The organism is Breoghania corrubedonensis, from assembly GCF_003053845.1.
Taxonomy (GTDB): Bacteria; Pseudomonadota; Alphaproteobacteria; order Rhizobiales; family Stappiaceae; genus Breoghania; species Breoghania corrubedonensis.
In genome coordinates this window covers 1-23,956 of sequence record NZ_QAYG01000011.1, presented here as the reverse complement: position 1 = coordinate 23,956, position 23,956 = coordinate 1, and the positions used below count along the sequence as shown (strand labels likewise).

General features: G+C 63.1%; 17 protein-coding genes and 1 pseudogene. 2 read left to right on the top strand and 16 right to left on the bottom strand.

The features are described from left to right. Positions 1-4: 4 nt before the first annotated feature. Complete coding sequence (locus C8N35_RS20445; protein WP_107991597.1) at positions 5-2,083, bottom strand: TonB-dependent receptor; 2,079 nt, start codon at positions 2,081-2,083, stop codon at positions 5-7. 421 nt (positions 2,084-2,504) lie between these two features. Here C8N35_RS20445 and C8N35_RS20440 point away from each other — a divergent pair, with 421 nt between their 5' ends. Then, on the top strand, positions 2,505-3,317 hold the full coding sequence (locus C8N35_RS20440) for an IclR family transcriptional regulator (RefSeq protein WP_107991707.1): 813 nt from the start codon (positions 2,505-2,507) through the stop codon (positions 3,315-3,317). A gap of 9 nt (positions 3,318-3,326) precedes the next feature. Here C8N35_RS20440 and C8N35_RS20435 read toward each other — a convergent pair whose 3' ends face one another. From C8N35_RS20435 to C8N35_RS20390, 10 genes are all read right to left on the bottom strand, one after another. Next, entirely contained in the window at positions 3,327-3,683 is a 357-nt protein-coding gene (locus C8N35_RS20435) for a YbaN family protein (protein ID WP_107991596.1), read from the bottom strand. 191 nt (positions 3,684-3,874) lie between these two features. Then, positions 3,875-5,845, bottom strand: coding sequence for a MacB family efflux pump subunit (locus C8N35_RS20430; RefSeq protein ID WP_107991595.1), 1,971 nt, complete (start codon positions 5,843-5,845; stop codon positions 3,875-3,877). Between the two features lie 2 nt (positions 5,846-5,847). Further along, the gene (locus tag C8N35_RS20425) at positions 5,848-7,086 is read right to left on the bottom strand and encodes an efflux RND transporter periplasmic adaptor subunit (protein ID WP_107991594.1); all 1,239 of its coding nucleotides are present in this window, start codon (positions 7,084-7,086) and stop codon (positions 5,848-5,850) included. Positions 7,087-7,348: 262 nt separating this feature from the next. After that, complete coding sequence (locus C8N35_RS20420; RefSeq protein WP_107991593.1) at positions 7,349-8,908, bottom strand: efflux transporter outer membrane subunit; 1,560 nt, start codon at positions 8,906-8,908, stop codon at positions 7,349-7,351. Further along, positions 8,905-10,197 (bottom strand): ATP-binding protein, encoded by a 1,293-nt coding sequence (locus C8N35_RS20415; protein WP_107991592.1) that lies wholly within the window; start codon positions 10,195-10,197, stop codon positions 8,905-8,907. The genes C8N35_RS20420 and C8N35_RS20415 overlap by 4 nt, the downstream gene beginning before the upstream one ends. Next, positions 10,194-10,919: a response regulator transcription factor gene (locus tag C8N35_RS20410; protein ID WP_107991706.1), complete on the bottom strand. Its 726-nt coding sequence runs from the start codon at positions 10,917-10,919 to the stop codon at positions 10,194-10,196. Before C8N35_RS20410 ends, C8N35_RS20415 begins: the two co-directional genes overlap by 4 nt. 112 nt (positions 10,920-11,031) lie before the next feature. After that, positions 11,032-14,121, bottom strand: coding sequence for an efflux RND transporter permease subunit (locus tag C8N35_RS20405; protein ID WP_107991591.1), 3,090 nt, complete (start codon positions 14,119-14,121; stop codon positions 11,032-11,034). Next, positions 14,118-15,194: an efflux RND transporter periplasmic adaptor subunit gene (locus C8N35_RS20400; RefSeq protein ID WP_107991590.1), complete on the bottom strand. Its 1,077-nt coding sequence runs from the start codon at positions 15,192-15,194 to the stop codon at positions 14,118-14,120. Before C8N35_RS20400 ends, C8N35_RS20405 begins: the two co-directional genes overlap by 4 nt. Next, positions 15,191-16,264, bottom strand: a complete 1,074-nt coding sequence (locus tag C8N35_RS20395) for an efflux RND transporter periplasmic adaptor subunit (protein ID WP_170122194.1) — start codon at positions 16,262-16,264, stop codon at positions 15,191-15,193. Before C8N35_RS20395 ends, C8N35_RS20400 begins: the two co-directional genes overlap by 4 nt. 427 nt (positions 16,265-16,691) lie before the next feature. Further along, positions 16,692-17,141 carry an acyl-CoA thioesterase gene (locus C8N35_RS20390; RefSeq protein WP_107991588.1) on the bottom strand — a complete coding sequence of 150 codons (450 nt, stop codon included), beginning with the start codon at positions 17,139-17,141 and terminating at the stop codon, positions 16,692-16,694. 468 nt (positions 17,142-17,609) lie between these two features. Here C8N35_RS20390 and C8N35_RS20385 point away from each other — a divergent pair, with 468 nt between their 5' ends. Next, a complete protein-coding gene (locus C8N35_RS20385) occupies positions 17,610-17,795 on the top strand; it encodes a hypothetical protein (protein ID WP_107991587.1) in 186 nt (61 codons plus the stop codon). Positions 17,796-18,085: 290 nt separating this feature from the next. On the opposite strand, the gene C8N35_RS20380 is transcribed toward C8N35_RS20385, so the two are convergent. The 5 genes and pseudogenes from C8N35_RS20380 to C8N35_RS20360 all read right to left on the bottom strand — a co-directional run. Next, positions 18,086-20,152, bottom strand: a complete 2,067-nt coding sequence (locus C8N35_RS20380) for a 3-hydroxyacyl-CoA dehydrogenase NAD-binding domain-containing protein (protein WP_107991586.1) — start codon at positions 20,150-20,152, stop codon at positions 18,086-18,088. A 71-nt stretch (positions 20,153-20,223) separates the two neighbouring features. After that, positions 20,224-21,837 carry a GMC family oxidoreductase gene (locus tag C8N35_RS20375; RefSeq protein ID WP_107991585.1) on the bottom strand — a complete coding sequence of 538 codons (1,614 nt, stop codon included), beginning with the start codon at positions 21,835-21,837 and terminating at the stop codon, positions 20,224-20,226. Between the two features lie 112 nt (positions 21,838-21,949). Next, positions 21,950-22,522 (bottom strand): sugar O-acetyltransferase, encoded by a 573-nt coding sequence (locus tag C8N35_RS20370; protein ID WP_107991584.1) that lies wholly within the window; start codon positions 22,520-22,522, stop codon positions 21,950-21,952. 64 nt (positions 22,523-22,586) lie between these two features. Further along, positions 22,587-23,249, bottom strand: coding sequence for a pseudouridine synthase (locus C8N35_RS20365; protein ID WP_107991583.1), 663 nt, complete (start codon positions 23,247-23,249; stop codon positions 22,587-22,589). A gap of 628 nt (positions 23,250-23,877) precedes the next feature. Next, a pseudogene (locus C8N35_RS20360) lies at positions 23,878-23,956 on the bottom strand (IS5/IS1182 family transposase); the annotation flags it as partial.

Here is a 23,956-nt window from a genome sequence, read left to right as displayed (position 1 = left end):
GGGATCAGAACGTCGCCTTCATGCCGACACCGAACATGCGCGGCGACAGCATGTAGCCTTCGGTGCCGCCGACGGAGCGGTTGGCCTGCAGATAGGTCGGCTCGCGCTCGTCGAAGATGTTGTTGACGTAGCCGTAGAGCTTCAGATGATCGTTCATCTGGTAGCTCAGGCGCGAATTGGCGACCGTATAAGGATCGACCTGATAGGCGGGGGTGTTGGCGTCGTCGGAGTAGTAGCCGTCCACGTGCTTGACGTCGACCGCCAGCAGCAGCTCCGGCGTGATGTTCCATTCCACGCCCGCGCCCAGCATGTAGCCCGGCGCCTTGGAGAAGTCGTTGCCTTCGTAGTCCGGCAGCAGACTGAACTCTTCGATCTTCGTCTTCAACAGACCGGCGCTGGCGTTGACGCGAACATTGTCGAGAAGTTGATAGCTCATTGTCACTTCAGCACCATACGAATAGGCGCTCTCGGCATTGACCGTCAGGATCTGGGTGACGCCGGAAACGAGCGAGGTCGTCACATAGCGCTGGGCATCGGTGTAATCCATGAAGAACACGTTGCCGGAGACGAACAGCCTGTCGTTCAGGAAGTGCGCCCGGGTGAAGAGCTCGTAGTTCCACACCGTCTCCTGCTCGAAATCCATCCAGCGGCGCTGATAGAGATCGAGCGCCACGCCGCCGGGATTGGCGCCACGGCTGACGAGCGCACCGACCGTGACGTCCGGTGTCAGCGCATAAGCCACCGAGACCTTCGGCAGCCACGCATCGAAGGTCTCGTCATAATCGAGATCCGTCGTGGTGAAGGACGAGGTGCCCACACGCTGAACGCGATCGCGCTCGTAGCGAAGGCCGCCGGTGATCGTCCAGCGATCGGTCAGCTTGAAGTCCACTTCGGCGAAAAGGCCAAGATTGTCCTTGGTATCGTCGAAGGCGGAAAAGCCGGCGTAGTTGAGCGTCTCGTCGGAATCGGTGTGGGCGTAGTAGACGCCCGCCACACCGCTCACTCTGGTGAAGGCATCGCCGAAATTGAGCCGCGTCTCGTTGGAGATGTTGGTCTCCTCGATGATCGCCTTGCCGGACGTCACCGGCTCGATGTTCCGCTTGGTGTAGCTGTCGGAATATTGCAGTTGGTTGGTGAGCTTCAGCGTGTTCTTGAACGCATAAGTCACGTCCGCGATGCCCGTATTGGTGCGCTGGTACCAGGTCGGCATGTTGGTGACCGTGCTGTCGAGATCGTCATAGGGCTCGAAGGCGGATTCCTGGGTCGGGTTATTCGACTGGGAGTGCTGGTAAGTGAGCTTGGCCTCAAGTCCGGGAATGGCGTCGGGAATCCACAGCAGCTTGGCGCGGCCGGTAAAGCGCATCAGGTCGGTATCAGTGGCCCCCGCCGCGTAGGAAGGGCTGGTGTAATCGATGAACGTGTCGCGGCCGTAGTGGTCGAGCGCCAGGCGGAAGGCGAGTTCGTCGTTGATCGGCGCGTTGAACATCGCCGAGCCGCGCTTCATGTTGTAGTTGCCGACCTCCACCTGCGCGGCCCCTTGCGTGGTGAACGTCGGATCCTTGGTGTTCACGATGATCGCGCCGGCAACCGAATTCGCGCCCTGCGAGGTGGTCTGCGGGCCGCGGAAGACCTCGATCGTGTCCACGTCCCAGATCGAGGACGTGCCGTAGACATATTCGAAGTAATTGAGGTTGTGGCCATCCATGTTGATGGTGGCCCGCGGCACGGTCCCGCCGAAGAACGCGACGGCGCCGGTGTTGGGACCCTGCGTGTCCTGCCCGCGGATCGACGGCGCGGCGCCGACGGCACCGAATGACGTGACGTTGGGAATGTTCGCGAGAGCCTTTGCGACGGAATCATCGCCCGGCCGGGCCTCCAGCGCACCGCTGCCGATCACGGTTACGGAACTGGCCGTCTTGTCGATGCTGCGTTCGACCTTTTCGCCGCTGACGACGATGGTCTCAAGCTCGATGACATCTCCTGTTCCCCCGGCCGTCTGCGCCAGGGGCGACGATGCCATCATCACGGAAATGGACAGGAAACTGACGCTGCCGAGCAGATAAGCACACGCACGCGATTTCATTTTTGCCTCACCGGTTACTGCTGGCTGGCATGAAACGCTGGCTGTCAGTTATCTTGACGTCTTTATGGATTGCTGCCGGGAGCCGGCGTCCGTCCATCGCGGATGGGACATGGACAGACGACGATCTGGCCCCAACAGATTTCCACAATACAGAATGCATTCCGCGATACAATATGAGAAAGTGAAATCATGTCACACTGTTGCAGCATGGCAACGACGATGCAGCGGGACCGCAAGACATGCCGTGACGAGAGAATGCAAAGCCGATTGCCCCTTGTGACCCGCCTCCTTAATCTTGAAGGCCACACGTTGAAGCGGAAGGGGATAGGCGGAGCGTTTGCGTCGATCGGCGCGGCTGCGCCGATCGGGATCACCTTGCTCCGCCCCCTCCGTTCCCACCTAGATGGATCTTGCGATTTCCATGGTTGAAACCGATAGCGGCAAAGAACACGTGGCCACCGAAAAGCGGCCCGGAACGATCCAGTCCGTCGCCATCGCCACGCGCTTTCTCGAGCTTCTGGCCAACGCGGAGGAACCCTTGACGCTCGGCACGCTGGCGAAGCGGGCCGGAACCGGCGGTTCCACAGCACACCGCTATCTGCAGAGCCTCGTGCAGGAAGGGCTGGCGGCGCAGGATCCGGCGAGCGGACACTACAATCTCGGCCCCACGGCGCTCAGTATCGGCATCGCGGCGCTGAAGCGGATCGAGCCCGTGGATGTCGCCGCCCGGCACATGAAGTCGCTGGTTGAGAAAAGCCCGGCCAGTGGCGGTGTCGCCATCTGGACAGATCGCGGCCCCACGCTCGTGCGCTGGTACCGCAGCGCTTATTTCACCATTTCGTCCCTCGGCCTCGGCGACGTTCTGCCGCTCGACAATACCGCCTGCGGACTGATGTTCCAGGCCTTCCTGCCGAATGACCATGTGGAGAGGGCGCGCAGCCTGCAACCCCGGCATTTTCGCGGAACGAAGCCCAAGCTGGCGATCCTTGAGGAAATCCGCCGCACGTGCCGGGCCGACCTGACAAGCCATCTCCTGCCCGACATCACCGGCCAGGCAGTGCCTGTCTTCGATGCCCAGCAGCAGATCGCCTGCGTGATGACGACGGTCACCAATCTCGGCCAGAAACAGGGCCCACAGGAAGCGCTGAACCTGCTGGCGACCGCCAGGGTCGTCGCCCGGGAAACCGGCGGAACGGATGCTTTCGACAGGATTGGCCGGGATCCCGACCTGTAACGACGGCCCTCAGGCGGAGGGGCGCGTGAAAACGTAGGCAAGCCCGGACAGCATCAACAGGGCAACGGCCAGGGTTGGCCACGGGCCGGGGTGGGAGCCGAGGTAGAACAGCACAAATCCCGTGCTCGTGCCGATCAGGGCCAGCCACTTCGCCCGGACGGGAATCGCGCCGCGCTCACGCCAGTCGCGCAAGGTCGGGCCGAAATGCCGATGCTCTATGAGCCAGCTTTCAAGCCGGGTGGAGGAACGGGTGAAGCATGCGGCCGCAAGAATGAGGAACGGCGTCGTCGGCAGCACCGGCAGGAACACGCCGATGAAACCAAGCCCCACAAATCCCAGTCCGAGTACAAGAAAGAGCCCGCGCATCGTCTCTCCGTTTCAACCGACCCGAGGCTGGATCGGAACCAGCCGCCGCCAGCCGCGCAAGCGTGCGCGCCAATCGGCCATATCGCATCCCGACCCGTTTTCATATGGGAAGTCGCACCAAATAGAAAAGCGGCGCACGGACAGGGCGCGCAGGCCCCGTTTCCAACGCCGCTCGCACGCCCCTCCCCGGCTCAGTCGCGAGACAACGCCACGACCGGGTCGAGCATGGAGGCATTGCGCGCTGGCAGATAGCCGAAGACGATGCCGATCAGGCTGGAGGAAACGAAGGCGAGCACGATCGACGACGTCGAATAGATCAGCTGAAAACTCGATCCGAGCAAGCTGAACAGCGCGCCGAAGCCAAGTGCCGCCAGGATGCCGAGGACGCCGCCGATCAGGCAGACGAGCACCGCCTCGATCAGGAACTGCTGAAGAATATCGGACTGCCGGGCCCCCACCGCCATGCGCACGCCAATCTCGCTGACCCGCTCCGACACGGAGACCAGCATGATGTTCATCACGCCGATCCCGCCAACCACCAACGAAATGACCGCGATCGCCGCGATCAGCAGCGCCAGCGTCTGCGTGGTGCTGGTGATGGTCTTGCGGATATCGTCGGTGTTGAGGATGAAGAAGTCCTTGGACCCATGGCGTTGGGTCAGGAAGGTCGTGACGAGTTGCTCAGCAAGGTCCGTTTCAGTGCTCTCCGCCACCCGCACGGTAATGGAGCGAAGGGTCTGGTCGCCGAGGAACCGCGCCTGGACGGTAGTGTAGGGCAGATAGACGGAGAGCCGGTTGCTGGCGCCGAAGCCCCCCTGCTGCTGCTCCGTTACGCCAATGATGCGACAGAACACGTCGCCGACCAGGATCACCCGGCCGACGGGACTGCCCTCGATATTGTCGAAAAGCGTCTTGCGGGTGTTCTCGTCGATGACGACTTCCTGCGTCATGTCGCGCACGCTGTCGGCATCGAACAGCCGCCCTTGAGCGAGCTTGGTGCCCTTCGCCTCGAAATACTGCGCACCGACGCCGTTGACCTGCGCGTTGGCTTCCTGCGATCCGAAGCGGATGGTGTCGGTGGTGGTCACGGTCGGCGTGACGGCGGCAACATAGGGCTGCTTGGCAAGCTGGTTGGCGTCGGAGATGACGAGCGTGGTGATCTTGCCTGAGCGCACATCACCGAAATCCTTGCCCGGAAAGATCTCCAGCGTATTGGTGCCGAGGCTAGAAATGTTGGCCAGCACCTTCTGCTGGGACCCTGTGCCCAGCGCGACGACGCTCACCACCGAGGCGATGCCAATGATGATGCCGAGCATGGTCAGGAAGGTGCGGACCTTGTGCGCTCTCATGGACCGCAGCGCCATCTTGAAGGCCTCGCGAAACCGGTCCACCTGGGCGCGCCAGGAACCGACGCGCGCAAAGCTGCGGCGTTCCTCGGCCGGGGCATCGCCATTTGCCGGTTTGTTCCCGGATGGCTCTGAGCGCTTGTCGGACACGATGCGGCCATCGGAGATCTCGATGGTGCGCTCGGCGAGCGCGGCAACACCAGGATCGTGCGTGACGATGATCACCGTCTTCCCGCTGTCGTGCAGCTCGCGCAGGATGCGGAGCACTTCTTCCGAGGAATGCGTGTCGAGCGCGCCGGTCGGCTCGTCCGCGAGAATGACATCGGCGCCGTTCATCATGGCGCGGGCGATGGAGACACGCTGCTGCTGGCCGCCGGACAATTGGCCGGGACGGTGATCGAGACGATCCGACATGCCAAGCCGGCCGAGCAGGGCCGCGGCGCGCGTCTGGCGCTGAGCGGGTGTCTGGCCGGCGTAGATCGCCGGGATCTCCGTATTGGCAAGGGCGGTCAGCTCGGAAAGAAGGTGGTAGCGCTGGAAGATGAAACCGAAATGCTCGCGGCGCAGCGCCGCCAGTTCATCCGGCTCCAGCGCCGAGGTTTCCCGGCCGGAAACCCGGTAGCTGCCGCCCGACGGCCGGTCGAGACAGCCGAGGATGTTCATCAGCGTCGACTTGCCCGACCCCGAAGCGCCGATGATCGCCACGAACTCACCGGCTTCGATGGTGAGGTCGACGTCATCAAGCACCCTCAGCATGCTTTCGCCGGCGGGGAACTCACGGTTCAGCTTGTGAAGCTGGATGAGCGGCTCGGACATGGTCAGAGCCCCATCGGCGGCCCGCGGCGCCCCGAGTCGGTGCTGCCGGTGGCAATGGCCGAACTCAACTGCCCGGAAACCACCCGTTCGCCCTCCTTCAGGCCAGACTTGATCTCCGCCGTAACCTTGTCATTGAGACCGACTTCAACCTTGCGGGTGGAAATCGTACCGTCCTGGCCGAGCACGCGAACCGTGTAGCTCCCGTCACTGGCGTGCTTGCCCAGCGCGGCGGAGGGAATCGTCAACACGTCCCTCGCCTGCCCCAGGATGATATGCACCTCGGCTGTCATGTAGGTGCGCAGCTTGCCGTCCTTATTCGGCACGTTGAAGATGCCGTTATAGTAGATCGCTTCCGACGTACTCGACGACGACGATGAGGACGACGACGAGGACGAACTGACCAGACTGTCGCTGGTGATCGATTCAGGCGCGGGTTCGATCGATTGCAGCGTCGCGTCGTAGCGCATGCCCGGTTCGCCCAGGATGGTGAAATAGACCGGCTGACCGGGTTCGACGTGGACGACGTCGGCCTCCGAAATTTCCGCGCGAACCGTCATGGTGTCGAGCTGCCCGAGGATGACGATCGTCGGCGCCGACTGGGAGGCGTTGACGGTCTGGCCTTCCTGACTGGAAATCCACAGCACGGTCCCGTCGATCGGGGCGGTGATCTTCGTGTAGTCGAGATCGGCCTGTGCGTTCTCCACCGCGACCTCGGCTTCCACGATCTGTGCATCGAGTGCCGCGATCTGGGCGTCGGCTGTCTTCACGTCGGCTTCGGCGTTGTCGAAGTCGGCCTGGGAGACGGCCTTCTGCGCCACCATGCGGCTCTGACGTGCCAACGTCTGCTTGGCCAGCGCCAGAGTGGCTTCCTTTTCGACTTTCTGCGCCTTGACGTTTGCGAGCGTCGCCTGGGCGGTACGCAGGGCATATTGCTGGCTGATGGAATCGATATTGGCGACGAGATCGCCCTTCTTGACCTCCTGCCCGAGCTTCACCTTGAGAGACGTAATGCGCCCGGAAACCTGGGCACCAACGGCAACCAGCTTCATCGGCTTCAGCAAGCCGGTCGCCAGCACGCTCTCCTCCACGTCACCCCTGGTGACGGCGGCGGTCATGATGTTGGGCTGATCTTGGGAAACGAACCTGTCGCGAAAGACATAGGCGACTGCGGCGAGAACCACCAGCAGACCAATCGCGATCAGAACACGCCGCCGAAGTCTGCTTTTCTTTTCTGTCGTCATCCACTCTGCCTGATACTCGAAACTGACGGGTTACACCTCCGCCGCGACGCTGCCGCCTTGAAGCACGGCACGGTAAGCCGTCCCGATCCAACCCAAGCCTCACCGCACGGGCGCGATGGCGTCGCCGGAGCTGGATTTGGCGAGCTACACCGGCACTCCGCCGAACCTTTGCCGGGCACATTGCCCGTATGTACTTGAACGTAGGATGAACCGGAAACGTACCTGACTTATACGTTCGCCCGGCCATGGACCGGGCGCGCGATTACTCGGGTCGTTGTGGGGGAACCGCCTCGATCTTCGCGAAATGGGGACCAGTGTTGGTATCCACCACCTCCGGCTTGGAGGCATCGATCGCACCGTTCCAGCCGCCGCCGAGCGCCTTGTTCAAGGACACATAGGCGGTCGCGATCGCGACCTGGCTCTGGAGCATGGAATCCTCGGCCGAATAGAGCGAACGCTCCGAATCAAGCACATCGAGGAAACTGGATGATCCTGTCTGATAGAGGGCCCGCGAGAGCTTGGCCGCGCGACGATAACCGCCAACCGACCGGGACAGCTTCACGATCCGGATCCGCTGCTGGCGCAACGACACCAGGGCATCCTCGACATCCTGCATCGCCGTCAGGATCGACGCCTTGTAGGCGATGAAGTACTCGTCGCGCTGAGCCCTGGCGAGATCCGCTCCCGCCTTGAGCTTCCCGGCGTTGAAGAGCGGCACGCTCAGGCTCGGTCCGAAAGACCAGGCAACGGTCGAGTTCTTTGCCAGATCGCCGATCTCCAGAGCGGACGTACTGAGAGACCCGGTCAGGCTGACGCTTGGATAACGGGCGGCCTCGGCGACGCCGACTTTCGCGGTATATTCGGCCAGCTCGCGCTCTGCCAGACGGACATCTGGGCGGTTCACGAGAACGTCGGCCGGGATGCCAGCGGGAAGCGGAAGCTTCGGCCGGGGAATGGCGCGCCGCTTGTTCAACCGGTCAGCCACGGCTGAGGGCGGACGACCAAGCAGAACGCCGATCTGGTGAACGGCCTGCGCGTAGGACGTGCGCAGGGTGGGGATCTCGGCTTCCGTGCTGGCCGCCTGACCCGTGGCATTGGCCACGTCGAGGCCGGAGCTGCCACCAGCCTGGAACTTCTTCTGAGTGAGATCGGCGGTTTCGTTCTGCGACTTGGCGGTGCGCTGGGCGAGCGCGATGCGCGCCTGATAGCCGCGTGCGTCGATGTAGTAGGTGGCCACGTCGCCCACGAGCGTCAGCAACACGTCGCGCAGGTTCTCCTCGGCCGCATCCACGCTGTAGCGCGCGGCTTCCTTGGCCCGGCGGTTGGCGCCGAAGATGTCGAGCTCCCAACTCGCGTCGAAACCAGCGTCGAACAGGTTGGAGACGTTGCCCTTGCCGCTATCGGTTTGGGTCGAGCTCTTGGAGCGGGTGCCGGCGGCGGTGCCATCAAGCGTGGGGAACAGGTCTCCCGTCGCCTGACGATAACTCGCGCGGGCCTGCCGGATGCGTGCCTTGGCCGTGGCGACATCGAGATTGCCGTCGACCGCCTCCTCGATCAGATCGTTCAGGATCGGGTCGTTCAACCGCGTCCACCAGTGCTCGAGATCGGGAATGCCCTTCGGATGTTCCTTGCCCGAATGCGCCCAACTCGCCGGCATGGCGAGGTTCGGGATTTGGTAATCCGGTCCCACGGCGCAGCCCGCCAGCAGCGACATTGACAGCGCGACGCCGATGCAGCGAAAACCTGCCCTTGCGGCATTGCGCGAGCGGCCGTTACCCGGGGACGAGGTCGCCGCCGTGGCAGAAGGGATCTGTGTGGTCATAGGGAGCACTCTGCAGGTTCGGCCGAGCGCTGACGTCCCGTCGTCTCGGCAAGCGGGAAAGTTATCGTTTGGAGCAAACCATGAGGTATGCGATTCGCGACGGCTATGGCGCCTCCAAAACGCTCGATGATCTCGCGTGCGATGACCATACCCAGCCCCGCGCCGGGAATCGTCTTGCGTCGCGCGATATCGACGCGAAAGAAGGGTTCGAAAATCTGGTCGATCAGGTCCTCAGGAACGCCCGGACCGCTATCGGTAATTCTGATCACGGCCTGCGTTCCATGACATTCCAGCGAAACAAAGGCACCACGGCCATGGGTCGCCGCGTTGACGACAAGATTAGTCAATGCGCGGCGCAACGCAACCGGACCTGCGGTCACGGTGACCTGCGCCATCGTCCCAACCTGTGCCGACAGACCGGCCTGGACGGCATCATCGACAATCGACCGCAACAAGGGACCCAGCCGAACCAGATCGTCTCCATCCGTCAGTGTTTCCTCGCGAACAAGACTGATGGCACTGTCGGCAATCCGGTCGAGCTCCTCAAGATCCGCAAGCCACCTGTTGCGATCTTCTTCGGGAAGGAATTCCACGCGCAGACGCATGCGGGTCATTGGCGTACGCAGATCATGGCCGGCGGCGGCAACGAGCCGCATGCGGCTTTCCATCGCCGATTTTAGGCGCTTTGACAACCGATTGAGCGCGCGCGCGGTAACCCGCACCTCGCTCGCCCCCATTTCCGGTATCGGCGGCAGCATACCGTCCGGCCCCACCGCGCCCACCGCGCATTCGATCAGCCGCAAGGGCCGTGTGATCTTCACCGCCGCAATGATCGAGATCACCGTACTGCCGGCGACAATGAGGAGTATCCACATCACGAAACCGGGCAAGCCGCTGGGCGGGGAGAAATCGGGCACACTGGTGACCAGCCAGTCGCCACCGCCAAGTTGGACAGAGGCTGTCAGCCCGCCCCCGCTCGGTTCACGCGACACGATGACCTTGCTGGCGGGGCCTGTGTGTTCCAGCGCCTGGGCGAGAAACCCGGTCGCGCGCGCGTCCACCTCTCCGTTCGCCGGTGTGGAGCGGATATCGAGGCCAGCCCTCTGCGCCGCCTTTCGCTCATCGGCAGCCAGGTTCGCCAGAACATGGATCTGGCGGGCCACCGGCTCCACGATCGTCTGGGGCAAGGGACGGCGGAATGCGACCATGGCGGCAACCGTCGCCAGGCCGACCACCATGACGATAGCCAGGATAAGCAGTGCGGCTATGCGAAAGCCGAGTGACTTCATTCCGCCTCGGTCTCGCTCGTTACCGGAACGACAAGCTGGTAGCCGCCGTTTCGCACCGTCCGGAAAAGGGTATCGCGCCCGCCCTCGCCGAGCTTGCGCCTGAGCCGGCTCATCAGCACGTCGATCGAGCGATCGCCGGGCTCGTGGTGGCGGCCTTGGGTGATGTCGAGAAGCTGTTCTCGGGAAAGCAATCTTCCGGGCCGGTCGAGAAAGACCCTCAGGAGATCGAATTCCGCGCCGGTCAGATCGATCCGACCTGACGGCTCCCGCGTCACCTGGCGCGCCTCCGGCTCCACCAGAATGTCGCCCAGCCGATAGGCTTTCACCGTCTCCGCCTCGTCGCCGTCACAGCCCGCTCGCCGCAGGACAGCCTTGATTCGCGCCGTCAGCTCGCGCGGATTGAAGGGCTTGCCGAGATAGTCGTCCGCGCCGATTTCAAGGCCGATGATGCGGTCGACATCCTCCTTCAACGCGGTCAGCAGGATGACCGGTGTGCTCGGTCGCCGGGAGCGAAGGTTACGGCAGATATCGAGGCCGGAGCCATCGGGCAGCATCACGTCGAGAACGACAAGATCCGGCTGCGCCTCGCTGATGCGGTTCTCGCATTCGCGACGGCTGGCGGCAACGGACACCCGAAACCCCTGATCGGCCAAGTAGCGGCCAAGCAGGGAGCGGATTTCCTGATCGTCGTCGACGACGAGAATAAAGGGGCCATGGGACATGAGTTCGCTTCCGGTTGTCTGAAGCATGTAACCCAACAGGCCCGGAGGCGGGCAGAAATATTGCAACAAAACGTTTCTGGTGTTTCCAGGATGTGTTTTCTTCGCGCAATCCTTATTGGTCTTGCGGGCGAAGGGCCTCCGGCCGCGCCTGTGCCGGCCGGGCGTCCTCGGGCTCCCTCAGCCTGTAACAGGCCACATAGAGCGCGGGCACGAAAAGCAGCGTGATCAGCGTGCCGGCGATGATACCGCCCATCATGGCATAGGCCATGGGACCCCAGAAGACCTCGCGCGAAATCGGGATCAAAGCCAGCGAGGCAGCGGCTGCCGTGAGCAGAATGGGGCGCGCACGCATCTCGCTCGCCCGGAAAACCGCTGTCCAGGAATCCAGCCCCTCGTCCTTCAGGATGCCAATCTGATGGACCAGGATGACAGAGTTGCGGATCAGGATGCCGATCAGCGCGAGAACGCCGAGAATGGCGACGAAGCCCAGTGGCGCACCGCTTGGCAGCAGGGCCGCGACCACACCGATTAGCCCCAGCGGTGCGGCGCTCAGCACGATGAACATCGCGCCGAAGCTCTGCATCTGGAACATGATCAGCAGCAGCATCGCCAGAGCCATGAAGGGGACGACCTTGAGGATGGGCCCCTGGCTCTCACCACTCGATTCGACGGAACCGCCCGTCTCCACGCTGTAGCCGTCGGGGAGATCGGCGACGAAGGCGTGGATGGACGGGCTCAGTTCTTTGACGACCGTCGCCGGTTGGGTATCGCCGAGGATCGCCGCGCTGACCGTGATGGTCGGCGTGCGCGAACGGGTATAGAGGATCGGATCCTCGTAGCCATAGCCGTAACTGACGAGGCTCGCCAGCGGGATCGAGGCGCCTTGCGCGTTGGTGAGCTGGAGGTTCTCGATCGCCTCAATGGAATCGCGGTCGGATTGCTTGCCACGCGCCACCACATTGATGAGATAGATATCGTCGCGCACCTGGGTGACCGTGACGCCGTCAAGCACCTGGTTGAGCGTGGAAGCGATGGCCTGTGAGCTGACGCCGAGCTGGCGCGCCTTGTCCTGCAGGATCTTCACCTGCAGGACACGAGCGGGCTCATTCCAGTTCATCACGATCTTGTGGAGTCGATTGTCCTTCGCCATCAGGGCGGCGAGCTCGCGCGCCTTGGTGCGCACCGTCTCGATATCCGGCCCGCCGAGGCGATACTGGACGGGCCGACCGACGGGGGGGCCGAGTTCCAGCGTCTTGACGTAGATATCGGAGCCGTAAAGCTGCTTTTCCGCGAAGGTTTCCAGCTTCTTTTGCACGCGCTCGCGCGCCTCCAGGCTCTTGGTGACGATCACCACCTGACCGAAGAACGGATTGGAGGGCTGGATATCGTAGGCGAGGATGAAGCGCACCGCGGAACGGCCGACATAGGAGCTCCAGTGATCGACGTCCTCGTCACCCTTCAGCGTCGCCTCCAGCGCATCCATCTGGGCCCGGGTCGCGGCGATGGTCGAATTGTGACGCAGTGTGAAATCGACCACCAGTTCCGGCCGGTCGGAGGACGGGAAGAACTGCTGCTGCACGAACCGCATGCCGAAGACCGAAACCGCAAAGAGCGCCACCGTGATGGCGATCGTCACATAGCGCCGGCGCATGGCCGTCAGCAGCAACGAGGAGAAGGTGCGGCGAAATCGCGAGGGCTTGTCGTCGTGCTTCTTCATGGAGCTTGGCAGAAACACGACACCCAGCAACGGCGCGAACAGAACCGCCACGATCCACGACAGAACCAGCGCCAGCGCCAGCACCTGAAAGAGCGAGAACGTGTATTCGCCCGCATTGGACGTGTTGAAGCCGATGGGCAGAAAACCGGCCACGGTCACCAGCGTCCCGGTGAGCATGGGGAAGGCGATCGAAGTCCAGGCGAAGCTCGCCGCCGTCTTGCGGTCGTCCCCCGCCTCCAGCCGTGAAACCATCGTCTCGATGGCGATCATCGCATCGTCGACCAGCAGACCCAGCGCAATGATCAGCGCGCCGAGCGAAACCCGCTGCAAGGTGATGTGCATCAGGTCCATGCCGACAAAGGCGATCGCCAGAACGAGCGGGATCGACAGCGCGACAACCAGTCCGGCGCGAAGGCCGAGCGAGATGAAGCTGACCACCAGCACGATGGCGACAGCCTCGAACAGGGCCCGGGTGAAGCCCCCCACGGCCTCATCCACGATCTGGGACTGATCCGCGACCTTGTGAACCGAGATCCCGATGGGAAGCCTTGCCTGGATGTGCGCCATTTCCGCCTTCAGCTCTTCACCAAAGTCGAGAATGTTGGCCCCCTGCTTCATGCCGATGGCGAGACCGATGGCCGGCTCGCCCTCGTAGCGAAAGAGCGTGTTCGGCGGATCCTGGTAGCCGCGAGTGATGGTGGCGACGTCGCTCAGGCGGAAGAAGCGATCATTGACGCGCAGGTTGACGGCCTTGAGGCTGTCTTCGGACGTGTATTGTCCATCGACGCGCACGAGAATGCGTTCGGGCCCCGACTGCACGACGCCGGACGGCGCAATGGCGTTCTGCGATTGCAGCGTTTCGAGGATCGACTGGCTGTCGAGCCCGAGGGCGGCGACCTTGCGCAGCGAGAATTCCAGATAGATGACCTCATCCTGCGCGCCGATCAGATCCACCTTGCCGGCGTCCGGCAGGGCGATGATGCGGTCGCGCACGCGCTCCACGTAGTCGCGCAACTGGCGCGGCGTCAGCCCGTCGGCGGTGAACGCATAGACGTTTCCGAAGACGTCGCCAAACTCGTCATTGAAGGAAAAGCCCTGGAACTCGCTCGGGAATTCGGACCGGATATCCGACATCATGTTGCGCACATGCTGCCAGATGCCCTTCACATCGCGCCCAGGCGTGGTGGGCAGCAGGTTGACGAAAACGACCGCCTGGCCGGGCGTAGTGATCGAGCGCGTGTAATCGAGCGTGTCGAGTTCCTGCAGCTTCTTCTCGATGCGGTCGGTCACCTGCTTCGACATCTCGCGCACGTTGGCGCCCGGCATCGAGGCGGACACCACCATTGTCTTGATGGTGAAGCTCGGATCCTCTTCGCGGCCGAGATTGAAATAGGACATCACCCCGGCCACGAGCGAGATGATCATCAGGAACCATATGAGCGAACGGTGGCGCAGCGCCCAGTCGGAGAGATTGAAGGAGGTCATGGGCGATCGTCTCCGGACAGGGACACCTTCTGGCCCTCCTTCAGGCTGTGCACACCGGCGACCACCACATGAGCACCGGAATTCAGACCGGAGTCGATCGTCACGCGTCCGGCAATCAGCGGGCCGGTTTCCACCTTGTGCCGGTGTACCGCGCCCTCTTCCACCACCCAGACGAACTTCGCTCCGTCCGTCTCCAGGATGGCGTTTTGCGGCACCATCAACACGGCCGCCTTCGCCCCTTCGGGACGGGCCGAGATGAGCGAACCGAGCCTGAAGGCCGCAGGGGGATTGTCGAGCAGGATGCGGACACGGTTGGTGCGGGTCAGCGCGTCGGCTTCCGGCGCGACCTCGCGCACCTTGCCCTCGGCCTTGATCTGCGGGTCGATCTGCAAGCGGACCAGAAAGGGCGTGCCGACACCCATCGTGTCAACGATCTCGCCGGGAATGTCGACGACTGCCTCGCGCACGTCGACGCGCGCGAGCTTCATCACGGTTTCACCGGCGGACACAACCTGACCGACATCGGCCGAGCGGGCGGTGATGACGCCGGCGAAAGGTGCGGTGAGAATGGCGTAGGACAGCGCGTTCTGCGCCTTGGTGAGATCCGCCTTCGCCTCCGTTACCGAAGCCTCCGCGGAGGCTTGCGACTGCTCGGCAGTGTCGAGATCAGCAGAAGAAACGGTGTTCTTTTCAAAGAGCGCCTTTGCGCGTGCGTAGCTGGCACGGGCATTGCGCGCCTGGGCTCGGGCGGAGGAGAGTTGCGCTTGTGCCTGCCGCACGCTCGCTTCCATCGTTTCCGCGTCGATCTGCGCCAGTTCCTCGCCCTTTTCGACCCGATTGCCGACATCGGCGTTGAGCGCGACGATGCGCCCGAGCGTGCGGAACGCAAGCGTTGTCTCGTAACGCGGTTCGACCGTGCCTGAAAAACCCTCGGTGCGGATCGGGGCACGGCTGACGATTTCGGTGAGAACCGGGCGCGGCGCTTGCGGATCGGCCGAGACCGGCTCGTCCTCGCCACATGCCGTAAGGGATACCGTCAGAACCAATGCCATGAGATGGATCGGAAACCTCATTGTCCGGCCTCCGTGGTCTTCACGACCTGAACGGGTTCTCCCGCACGCAGCATCTGCGAACCACTGGTTACCACCTGCTCGCCCGCCGCCAGACCATCGGCGACAATAATCTGGCTGGAATTGTAACGCTCGATCCGGATCGGCCGCAGTGTGACGGTGTTGTCACGCGGGTCGACCACCCAGACGGCGGGCCGTCCATCATCCGCCGCAAGCGCCTGCCACGGCAGCTCGATGACCTTCTCGAGAATGGACTGACGGACACTGCCGGCAACGGGTGCGCCCAGCTGCATTTGAGGCGGCACACGATCAAGAGCGACCTTGACCTCGACGGTTCCGGTCTTCGGATTGATCAGGGGAGAGACTTCCCGAATGTGACCGGCGGTGGCAACTGTTGGGTCAGACAGAAGAGCGATGTCGATGCGCGCGGGCGCGGACCCGGTCAACAATTGCTCCTGAATGTCGAAGATCGCGTCCCGGTCGCCATCGTAAGCGAAATTGAAGACGCTTTGCGCGGCGCCAACCACCTGCCCCGGATCGACATTGCGTTCGGTGACGATGCCGGCGGCATCGGCCTTCAGTACTGTATCGGCAAGATTGCTGTTGGCGCTGCCCAATTGGGCCTGCGCGCTTTCCAGCGTGTTCTGCGCCGTCTTCAGCGCCTTTTCCGCGCTGTCATAGTCGGAACGGGTGGTGAAGCCGCTCGCAAGCAGGGCGCTTTGGCGATCGAAGGTCGACCGGGCGTTCTTGAGCCGGGCTTCGGCAGATGTGACGGCGGCTTTCGCGGCGGCGACATCGGCTTCCTGCTCCGTTGGATCGATGCGCGCGAGCTCGTCCCCCTTTTTCAGATGATCACCCACATCGACATGAACGTCGGAGACCCGGCCACCGACCTTGAACGACAGCGCAGCCTGATTGCGCGCAGCGATCTCGCCTGTCAGCGTGACCTGCTTGACGTAGGGTCGTATGGCGACGGTAACCGTATCGACCCGCTTGGGCCCCGTCGGCTCGGCCCGGGCCGTGGTCTGAGCGCAGACGCCGGCGAGGAGCAGCGCGAGCGCGCATGCAGACATGCGCAATGTCGCGCGGGCCTTTCGCCATGACTGGCGCTGATCGTGCGGCCTCAATTCGGCGCTCCGGGTTCTGGACGGTATTGGATCGTGCGCACGGTCAAAAGGGCATCTTCCTGTCAAACGGGCCAAGGCTGTCGAACACCCCCAAGTCAGGCGGGCCATGACACTGATAGCAAAAATGGAACGGCGGGACATCCGCACAAAGGCCGGCACCTCTTATAGCTGCGAAGGCGCGGTGACTGAAGCCGCCGCAATGACGAAACCCGGTCGCCGAGCGCGTTCAGTCGCCCGACGCCGGCGCCATCCAAGACCGATCCGGGAAGGGGCGTCGTTCCGTTTTTCAACGCTGAAAGCTCAGAGGAGTTCAACCGCTTTTTGCAGGGCTTTGCAAGCGGACGGATCGGCTGCGTCGTATTGCCGTCACCTTTCAGCCTTCGGCCGGATTGCGAATCGTCTCGAGCGCGGCGCGAAGTGGCTGATCGAGAGGCACCGGACGACGCGTACGCCTGTCGACATAGACGTGGACGAAGAAACCTTCCGCGCTCGCCGTTTCCTCTTCGTTACGGAAGAGACCGACCTCGTAGCGCACCGAAGACGTTCCGATCCGGGCCACACGGATGCCGGCGGTCACGATGTCGGGGAAGGCCATCTCGGCGTGATAGCGGCATCCCGTCTCTACCACCAGTCCGACCCGGTCGCCCGCCAGAATATCGAGCACGCCTTCCTCCACAAGCCAGCCGTTGACCGCGGTATCGAACAACGAATAGTGCACGACATTGTTCATGTGGCCGTAGATGTCGTTGTCCATCCAGCGCGTCTGGATCGTGCGGAACGTCCGGTATGCGTCACGACGGGAGGGGGCCGGGCGCCGTGTCATTCCATGTCTCCCTTACAGAGAAGAAGTGCATTTGTTGCCGACATGATCGCTTCTCCTTCTCAACGGACGCATGCAATGCGGGCCGCACCGGGCGTATCCCGTACAATCCAAACCATTCCGTCCGCACTATAGCGTCGGAGAGATTCGGCCAGGGCACAAGTTTCAGCGTGCCCTGGCCGGCAAAAATTCGCTCGTAATCAGGACGACTTATCCTGTTACTCTATTTTATTCAAAATCTACACTTCTTCTCATTTTACCAAACCACCTCCGGAAGACACTGTCTAAAACCGTACAAAGAGCAATAATTCCGACGCTTATACTTCAATAAGTTCGACTCTCTGCGTGAGATCGCGTATGATCCCCTTACCGTCGGATTTCTTGACAAGGGCATGACGACGGCTGAGAGACAAAATCTGTTCGACACCATAGATTGACGCTCCCGCCTTCTGATTTTGGAAGGGAGTTCAAATGAACCCGCCTGCCTTCGATAATTACTCCGTGCCGTGCCCGCATTGCGGCGCGACCAACACGATCACGACCGTCGACATCCCGGAGCGGATGCAGATCGACTGCTCGGCGTGCCTTGCTCCCCTCGGCTCGTGGGGAGAGATCCGCACCGAGATCTCGCGCGACGATCGCAGCGCGGCTCGTTGAGCCCTGCCGTCTCGGCGAAAATTCGCTCGGCCGCTCCCCACAAGGCCCGCGACACCCCAAACCGGCGATCCGGCCCGGTCATTTCGTCCTGACGTTTTTGAAGACGCTTCCTGAAATCCTTCTTTTGTCACCAAGCTTCGAGCTGTGGGTCGCCCTTGCCATGAACCGGCTTTCGCGGGCGATGGCGCGAGCGCTCGGCAGGCCATGCGTTCAGGCGAAATCGCCTGAACGCATAAAGCCGTCACGCCACGTCTCGCGACTTGGTCAGGTTTGTGCGAGCGCAATGGGGTTCACAATTTCCCTGCGTCGTCGAGCACGGCTTCCAGATTGGCGGCGCGCTCAATGCCGAAGCCGGAGGCGTGTGCCATCGCATCGACGGCGGCGAGAACCTCCGCGCGCGGCAGGCTTGCCGCCCAGTGCAGCGGACCGCCCTTCAGCTTCGGAAAGCCGTAGCCGTTGACAAACACGATATCGACGTCGGATGCGCGCGCGGCGATCCCCTCTTCCAGCAGCAGCGCCGCCTCGTTGACGATCGCCGCCATGATCCGCGAAACGATCTCGTCGGACGTGAAGGTGCGACGCCTGACGCCTTTTGATACGGCCGTGTCGACGATGATGGTCTCAACCTCGGCATACGGCACCGGCTTGCCGCTGGCATAGTCGTACCAACCACTTCCCGTCTTGCGGCCGAAACGTCCCAGTTCGCACAGAACGTCCGGGATCTCGACATAGCGGGCGCGCGGATCGCGGGTCGGCGCAAGGCGCTTGCGTCGCGCCCAGGCGATATCGAGACCGGCCAGGTCGTAGACCTTGAATAGTCCCATGGCGAAGCCGAAGCCCTCCATGGCCTCATCGACCTCAAGCGGCAGCGCGCCTTCCTCGATCAGGAATTCGGCCTGCTGGCGGTAGGCGGCGAAGATGCGGTTGCCGATGAAGCCCTCGCCCACCCGCGCCACCACCGGCAGCTTGCGGATACGCTTTGCGAGCTTCACCAGGCTTGCCAGCACTTGCGGCGAGGTCGCCTCGGCGTCGATCACTTCCACCAGCCGCATGACATTGGCCGGATTGAAGAAATGCAGGCCCGCCACACGAGCGGGCGCCTTTGTGGCACGCGCGATCTCATCGATATCGAGATAGGACGTGTTGGTGGCGAGGATGGCATCATCGCGGAGGATGGCGTCGAGCTGGGTGAACAGCGCCTTCTTGGCGTCCATGTCCTCGATGATCGCCTCCACGACAAGATCGCAGTCTGCCATGTCCCCCAGGCTGCCGGGAAGGATCCGCTCCATCAGATCGGCGGCGGAGGCGATACGACCGCGTTCCGCCAACCCGTCCGCGGCATCGGCCAGCGCGCTCATCGCGGCCTTGAGGAGATCCGCGTCACGCTCGGAAATCCGCACGGTCAGACCGGCTTGCGCGAAGGCAAGCGCGATACCCTGCCCCATGCGACCGCCGCCAACGATACCGACGGTGTCGATCGCCAACGGTTCCTCCCCCTCGGGCAGCTTCGTGGCGGCACGCTCGGCGAAGAACAGATGGCGGAGCGCGCGCGACTGCGGCCCGCGACGCAAACGCAGGCTCGCTTCGCGTTCAGCCGCCAGCGCCTCGCCAGCCGGCATGGTGTGGGCGCGCTTGACCGCATCGACGGCCTCGCGAACCGCGAAAGCGCCACGGCTCTTCTTCAAGGCCGCCTGTTCGGCGGCTTCGACCGCTTCCGCCGTATCGGGGCGCGCCGGCAGGTCACGCAGGATGCGCTTGCCCGTCCCCGGCAAGACCAGGTGCGCGATCGCCGCTTCGATCAGGTCCCCGTCCGCGACCGCGTCGATCATGCCGAGCTTCAGCGCTTCCGACGTCTTCACCCGGCGGCCGGAGGTGACGAGCTCGATGGCCTGCGCCTCGCCGACAAGGCGCGGCAGACGAAGCGTGCCGCCGGAACCTGGAATGAGACCGAGGGTCACTTCCGGCAGGCCCACCACGGCGCGGGGTGTGGCGATGCGACCATCGCACCCAAGCGCCAGTTCGTAGCCACCGCCGAGCGCTGCGCCGTCGATCGCCGCGATGACCGGAACCGGGCAGGACTCGATCTTCGAGAGCACATCAGGCAGATGCGGTTCGCGGGCGGGCGCGTCGAATTCGCGAATATCGGCCCCGCCGACGAAGTTCCCGCCGGCCCCGGTCAGGACCACGCCCGCGAGGGTCTCGAGATCAAGCCCCTCGAGAGCGGACAGCAACGCCGCCCGCATCGCCGTGGAACCCGCGTTGACGGGCGGAAAATCGATGGTGAGCAGGGCGATGTCTCCCGTCGCCGCCTTGCGGCGTTCGACGTGGACGGTGTCCTGCGAGGGCTGGTTCGACATACGGGTTCCCGTTTGTTGTATGCTGGTCGATCGGTTGGGAGGAGAACGAGAGGAAGGATAGAGAGAGGCCTTCAGCCGCGATTATCCTCCCGGACCATGGTGGCGGCCTTGTCGGCAATCATGATGGTGGGCGAGTTGGTGTTGCCGGAGGTGATGGTCGGCATGACCGAGGCGTCGGCGACGCGCAGTCCCTTGACACCAAAGACGCGCAACCGTTCGTCGACGACGGCCATGGGATCGGAGACGAGGCCCATCTTCGCCGTGCCGACGGGGTGGAATATGGTGGTGCCGATATCGCCGGCCGCCTTTGCCAACGCCGCATCGTCATCGCCGATAGAGGGCCCCGGCAGGTATTCCTCGGGCTTGAATTCGGAAAACGCGGGCGCGTTCGTGATGCGGCGGGCGATCCGCAGGGAGCGCGCGGCGATCTCCCGGTCCCGTTCGGCGGCGAGATAGTTCGGGGCGATTTCGGGCTGCGCGCCCACGTCCGGCTCCGTGATGCGGATGTGCCCGCGGCTTTCCGGACGCAGATTGCACACGCTCGTGGTGATGGCGGGAAAGGCGTGGAGGGGATCGCCAAACTTGTCGAGCGAGAGCGGCTGGACGTGGAATTCGAGATCCGCGCGCTCGACGTCATCGCCCGAGCGGGTGAAGATGCCGAGCTGGGAAGGCGCCATGGTGAGCGGCCCGGAGCGGTTCAGGGCATACTCGATCCCCATCCAGGCACGGCGCAGGAGATTGGCGTAGGTCTCGTTCAGCGTGCGAACGCCGGAAACCTTGTAGATCATCCTCAGTTGCAGGTGGTCCTGCAGGTTGGCGCCGACGCCTTTGCGATCCGCGACCACCGGAATACCCAGCGATTTCAGATGTTCTCCATCCCCGATGCCCGAGCGCTGGAGGACCTGGACGGAGCCGATGGAGCCAGAGGCGAGCACGATCTCGCGCCGGGCGGAAGCGGAGCGGCGCACACCGTTCTGGATCCACTCGACGCCCGTCGCGCGCTTTCCTTCGAATGTCAGCCTGTCCACCGCACAGCCGATTTCCAGCGTCAGGTTGTTGCGTTTCAGGGCGGGCTTCAGGAAACCGCGTGCCGCCGACCAGCGCACGCCACGGCGCTGGTTGACCTGAAAATACGAAGAGCCTTCGTTGTCGCCGCGGTTGAAATCGTCGATCTTGGGAATGCCGCACTCGGCCGCCGCATCGCGGTAACGGTCGAGCACATCCCAGCGCACGCGTGGCGGCTCCACCCGCCATTCGCCACCCGCGCCATGCAGATCGGAAGCGCCCAGATAGTGGTTCTCGTGCGCCTTGAAGATCGGCAGCACATCGTCCCAGCCCCAGCCGCTGAGGCCGAGCTGGCGCCAGTGATCGTAATCGCCCGCCTGGCCGCGCATGTATATCATGGCGTTGATCGCTGACGATCCGCCGATCACCTTGCCGCGCGGATAGATGAGAGAACGACCGTTGAGGCCGGGCTCGGCGCGCGTGCGGAAGCACCAGTCGGAACGCGGATTGTTGATGGCGAAGAGATAACCGACGGGAATGTGGAACCAGATCCAGTCGTCGCGCCCGCCGGCCTCCAGCACCAGAACGCGCGCGGACGGATCGGCGGACAGGCGGTTGGCCAGAACCGAGCCGGCCGAGCCGGCGCCCACCACGATATAATCGTACGTCTCCTGCGCCATGGCGCCCTCCCCCCAACGAACGCCCTCTCCCCAGGGCGTTCTCATCGTTGAGCATTGCAGCGCGGCCGCGTCAAGCGTTCACAGGTTGCCGGCCCCGCGCAAAGGCCTTCGTTCAGCGGCCGGACGGCGACGCGACACCCGACACGAGCCGCGCCGGATTGCCGACCACCGTAGCGCCCGCCGGCACATCCCGGGTCACGACGGCGCCGGCCCCGACGATCGCATCGTCGCCGATCGTCACGCCGGGCAAGACGATCGCGCCGCCACCGATCCAGACGTTTCGTCCGATGCGGATCGGACGGCCCGACTCCACGCCCCGGCTCCGGAGTTCGGGATCGCGCGGGTGATCGGCGGTGAGGATCTGAACACCCGGTCCGATCTGGGTGAAGTCGCCGATCTCCACTGCGGCGACATCGAGCACGATGCAGCCGAAATTGACGAATACGTTCCGGCCGACGCTGATGTTGTAGCCGTAATCGCAATGAAACGGCGGACGGATGACCACCCCCTCGCCGACGTCTGCGAAAAGCTCCGCGAGACGGTCACGCTGCTCCGCAGCCGGGGCGGCCTGGCGGGCATTGAAACGATCCATCCAGGCGCTTGCACGCTCCCTGTCGGCCACCAGTTCCGGGCAATCCGCCCGATAGGGCAATCCGGCAAGCATCTTGTTCTTTTCGCTCATCATTCCGTCACATCTCCAGCCACTATCAAGTGAGGACAAGGGGCGAACACGCCCTTCGGAGGACGTTCTAGAAGGGGCAGGGATCGATGAACGTCATCGGTTCACCGCCGACCGGATGGCGGATGGTGAGCGTTTCGGCATGAAGCTGAAGGCGCGGTGCACCGGCAAAGGCGTCGTCGTCGGCATAGAGCGCATCGCCCAGGATGGGATGTCCGAGATCGGCCATATGCACGCGCAGCTGATGGGAACGGCCGGTCTGCGGCAGCAGGCGGACGCGTGTCGCCGCCGCCTCGCGGGCCTCCACATGCCAGCGCGTCAGCGCCGGGCGGCCTTCGACGAAATCGACGATCTGTTTCGGGCGGTTCGGCCAGTCACAGCGCAGCGGCTTGTCGATCACGCCTTCATCGTCCGCGATACTCCCCCAGACACGCGCCACATAAGTCTTGGAGAGCTTGCGGCGCTCGAACTGCAACCCGAGGTGGCGGTGGGAGGCCCGGTTGCGGGCAAAGACCATGACGCCGGAGGTCGCGCAATCGAGGCGGTGGACCAGCGTCGCTTCCGGATACTCCGCATTGATACGGGCGATGAGACAGTCGGCATGTTCGGCCGCCTTGCCCTGCGTCGACAACAGACCCGACGGTTTCGCCACGACGAGGATATCGGCGTCCGCGTGGAGGACGACGAGAGGGCCTTTGGGCGGATCGTAGACGAAGGGGCGCGTTTGCGGCATGGCGCTGGCGTTAGCAGTCGCGTTCGGGAGCGTCAATCCATGCCGCCCTTTCCAGGCCAAACGCAACGACAACGCCGCCGAAGATGGCGCGCGCCGACCGGTCCACAAACGAAGACGGCCGAGCCTGACAAGACATTTCGCATGTCGTCAGGCCCGGCCGAAGTTTGAAGCCCCGCGAAACGAAGCACCGCCAACAAGAACCGAGCCTGGGAGGGTAACTCTCTCCCGCCCGCCGCGCGCCCGTAATATGGGCTTTGGCGAACACTCTGCTCTCGGACGTCACCGGCAAGATCAGCCGGTTAATAAAGAATATGTCGGGATTTAAAGCTCTTCCATTACGCCAAAATCAAATTCATAATAAAATTATAATAATATCTCATGATCCCGACATAAGTTTCATGTTTTCCGAATAAATTAATACCCTTCAATTATAGCATAGGCTTGATGTCACCAACGTGACAGAACAGCCTCCGCTTCTTGCCGGCCGGACATTGAAAACCACGCCAGGCCAACCGAGAGGCAACATAACACAACGTCATAAGCGTTTCTATATATGGTTGTATAAATTTTTCGTAACACGTTTCGCGTGTATTTCTGCGGGAATCGGTGGGTTAGGTTGTGTGGACATTTATCGAAGCCAGAGGACGATTGCGGCCAGAGTTACGACGGCGAGATAGTTTCTGGCCGTCTTCTCGTAGCGTGTTGCG

Excerpts from the sequence above, each read along its gene's own strand:
- C8N35_RS20445 (WP_107991597.1), bottom strand. The coding sequence starts at position 2,083 with ATGAAATCGCGTGCGTGTGCTTATCTGCTCGGCAGCGTCAGTTTCCTG.
- C8N35_RS20440 (WP_107991707.1), top strand. The coding sequence starts at position 2,505 with ATGGTTGAAACCGATAGCGGCAAAGAACACGTGGCCACCGAAAAGCGG.
- C8N35_RS20435 (WP_107991596.1), bottom strand. The coding sequence starts at position 3,683 with ATGCGCGGGCTCTTTCTTGTACTCGGACTGGGATTTGTGGGGCTTGGT.
- C8N35_RS20430 (WP_107991595.1), bottom strand. The coding sequence starts at position 5,845 with ATGTCCGAGCCGCTCATCCAGCTTCACAAGCTGAACCGTGAGTTCCCC.
- C8N35_RS20425 (WP_107991594.1), bottom strand. The coding sequence starts at position 7,086 with ATGACGACAGAAAAGAAAAGCAGACTTCGGCGGCGTGTTCTGATCGCG.
- C8N35_RS20420 (WP_107991593.1), bottom strand. The coding sequence starts at position 8,908 with ATGACCACACAGATCCCTTCTGCCACGGCGGCGACCTCGTCCCCGGGT.
- C8N35_RS20415 (WP_107991592.1), bottom strand. The coding sequence starts at position 10,197 with ATGAAGTCACTCGGCTTTCGCATAGCCGCACTGCTTATCCTGGCTATC.
- C8N35_RS20410 (WP_107991706.1), bottom strand. The coding sequence starts at position 10,919 with ATGTCCCATGGCCCCTTTATTCTCGTCGTCGACGACGATCAGGAAATC.
- C8N35_RS20405 (WP_107991591.1), bottom strand. The coding sequence starts at position 14,121 with ATGACCTCCTTCAATCTCTCCGACTGGGCGCTGCGCCACCGTTCGCTC.
- C8N35_RS20400 (WP_107991590.1), bottom strand. The coding sequence starts at position 15,194 with ATGAGGTTTCCGATCCATCTCATGGCATTGGTTCTGACGGTATCCCTT.
- C8N35_RS20395 (WP_170122194.1), bottom strand. The coding sequence starts at position 16,264 with ATGTCTGCATGCGCGCTCGCGCTGCTCCTCGCCGGCGTCTGCGCTCAG.
- C8N35_RS20390 (WP_107991588.1), bottom strand. The coding sequence starts at position 17,141 with ATGACACGGCGCCCGGCCCCCTCCCGTCGTGACGCATACCGGACGTTC.
- C8N35_RS20385 (WP_107991587.1), top strand. The coding sequence starts at position 17,610 with ATGAACCCGCCTGCCTTCGATAATTACTCCGTGCCGTGCCCGCATTGC.
- C8N35_RS20380 (WP_107991586.1), bottom strand. The coding sequence starts at position 20,152 with ATGTCGAACCAGCCCTCGCAGGACACCGTCCACGTCGAACGCCGCAAG.
- C8N35_RS20375 (WP_107991585.1), bottom strand. The coding sequence starts at position 21,837 with ATGGCGCAGGAGACGTACGATTATATCGTGGTGGGCGCCGGCTCGGCC.
- C8N35_RS20370 (WP_107991584.1), bottom strand. The coding sequence starts at position 22,522 with ATGATGAGCGAAAAGAACAAGATGCTTGCCGGATTGCCCTATCGGGCG.
- C8N35_RS20365 (WP_107991583.1), bottom strand. The coding sequence starts at position 23,249 with ATGCCGCAAACGCGCCCCTTCGTCTACGATCCGCCCAAAGGCCCTCTC.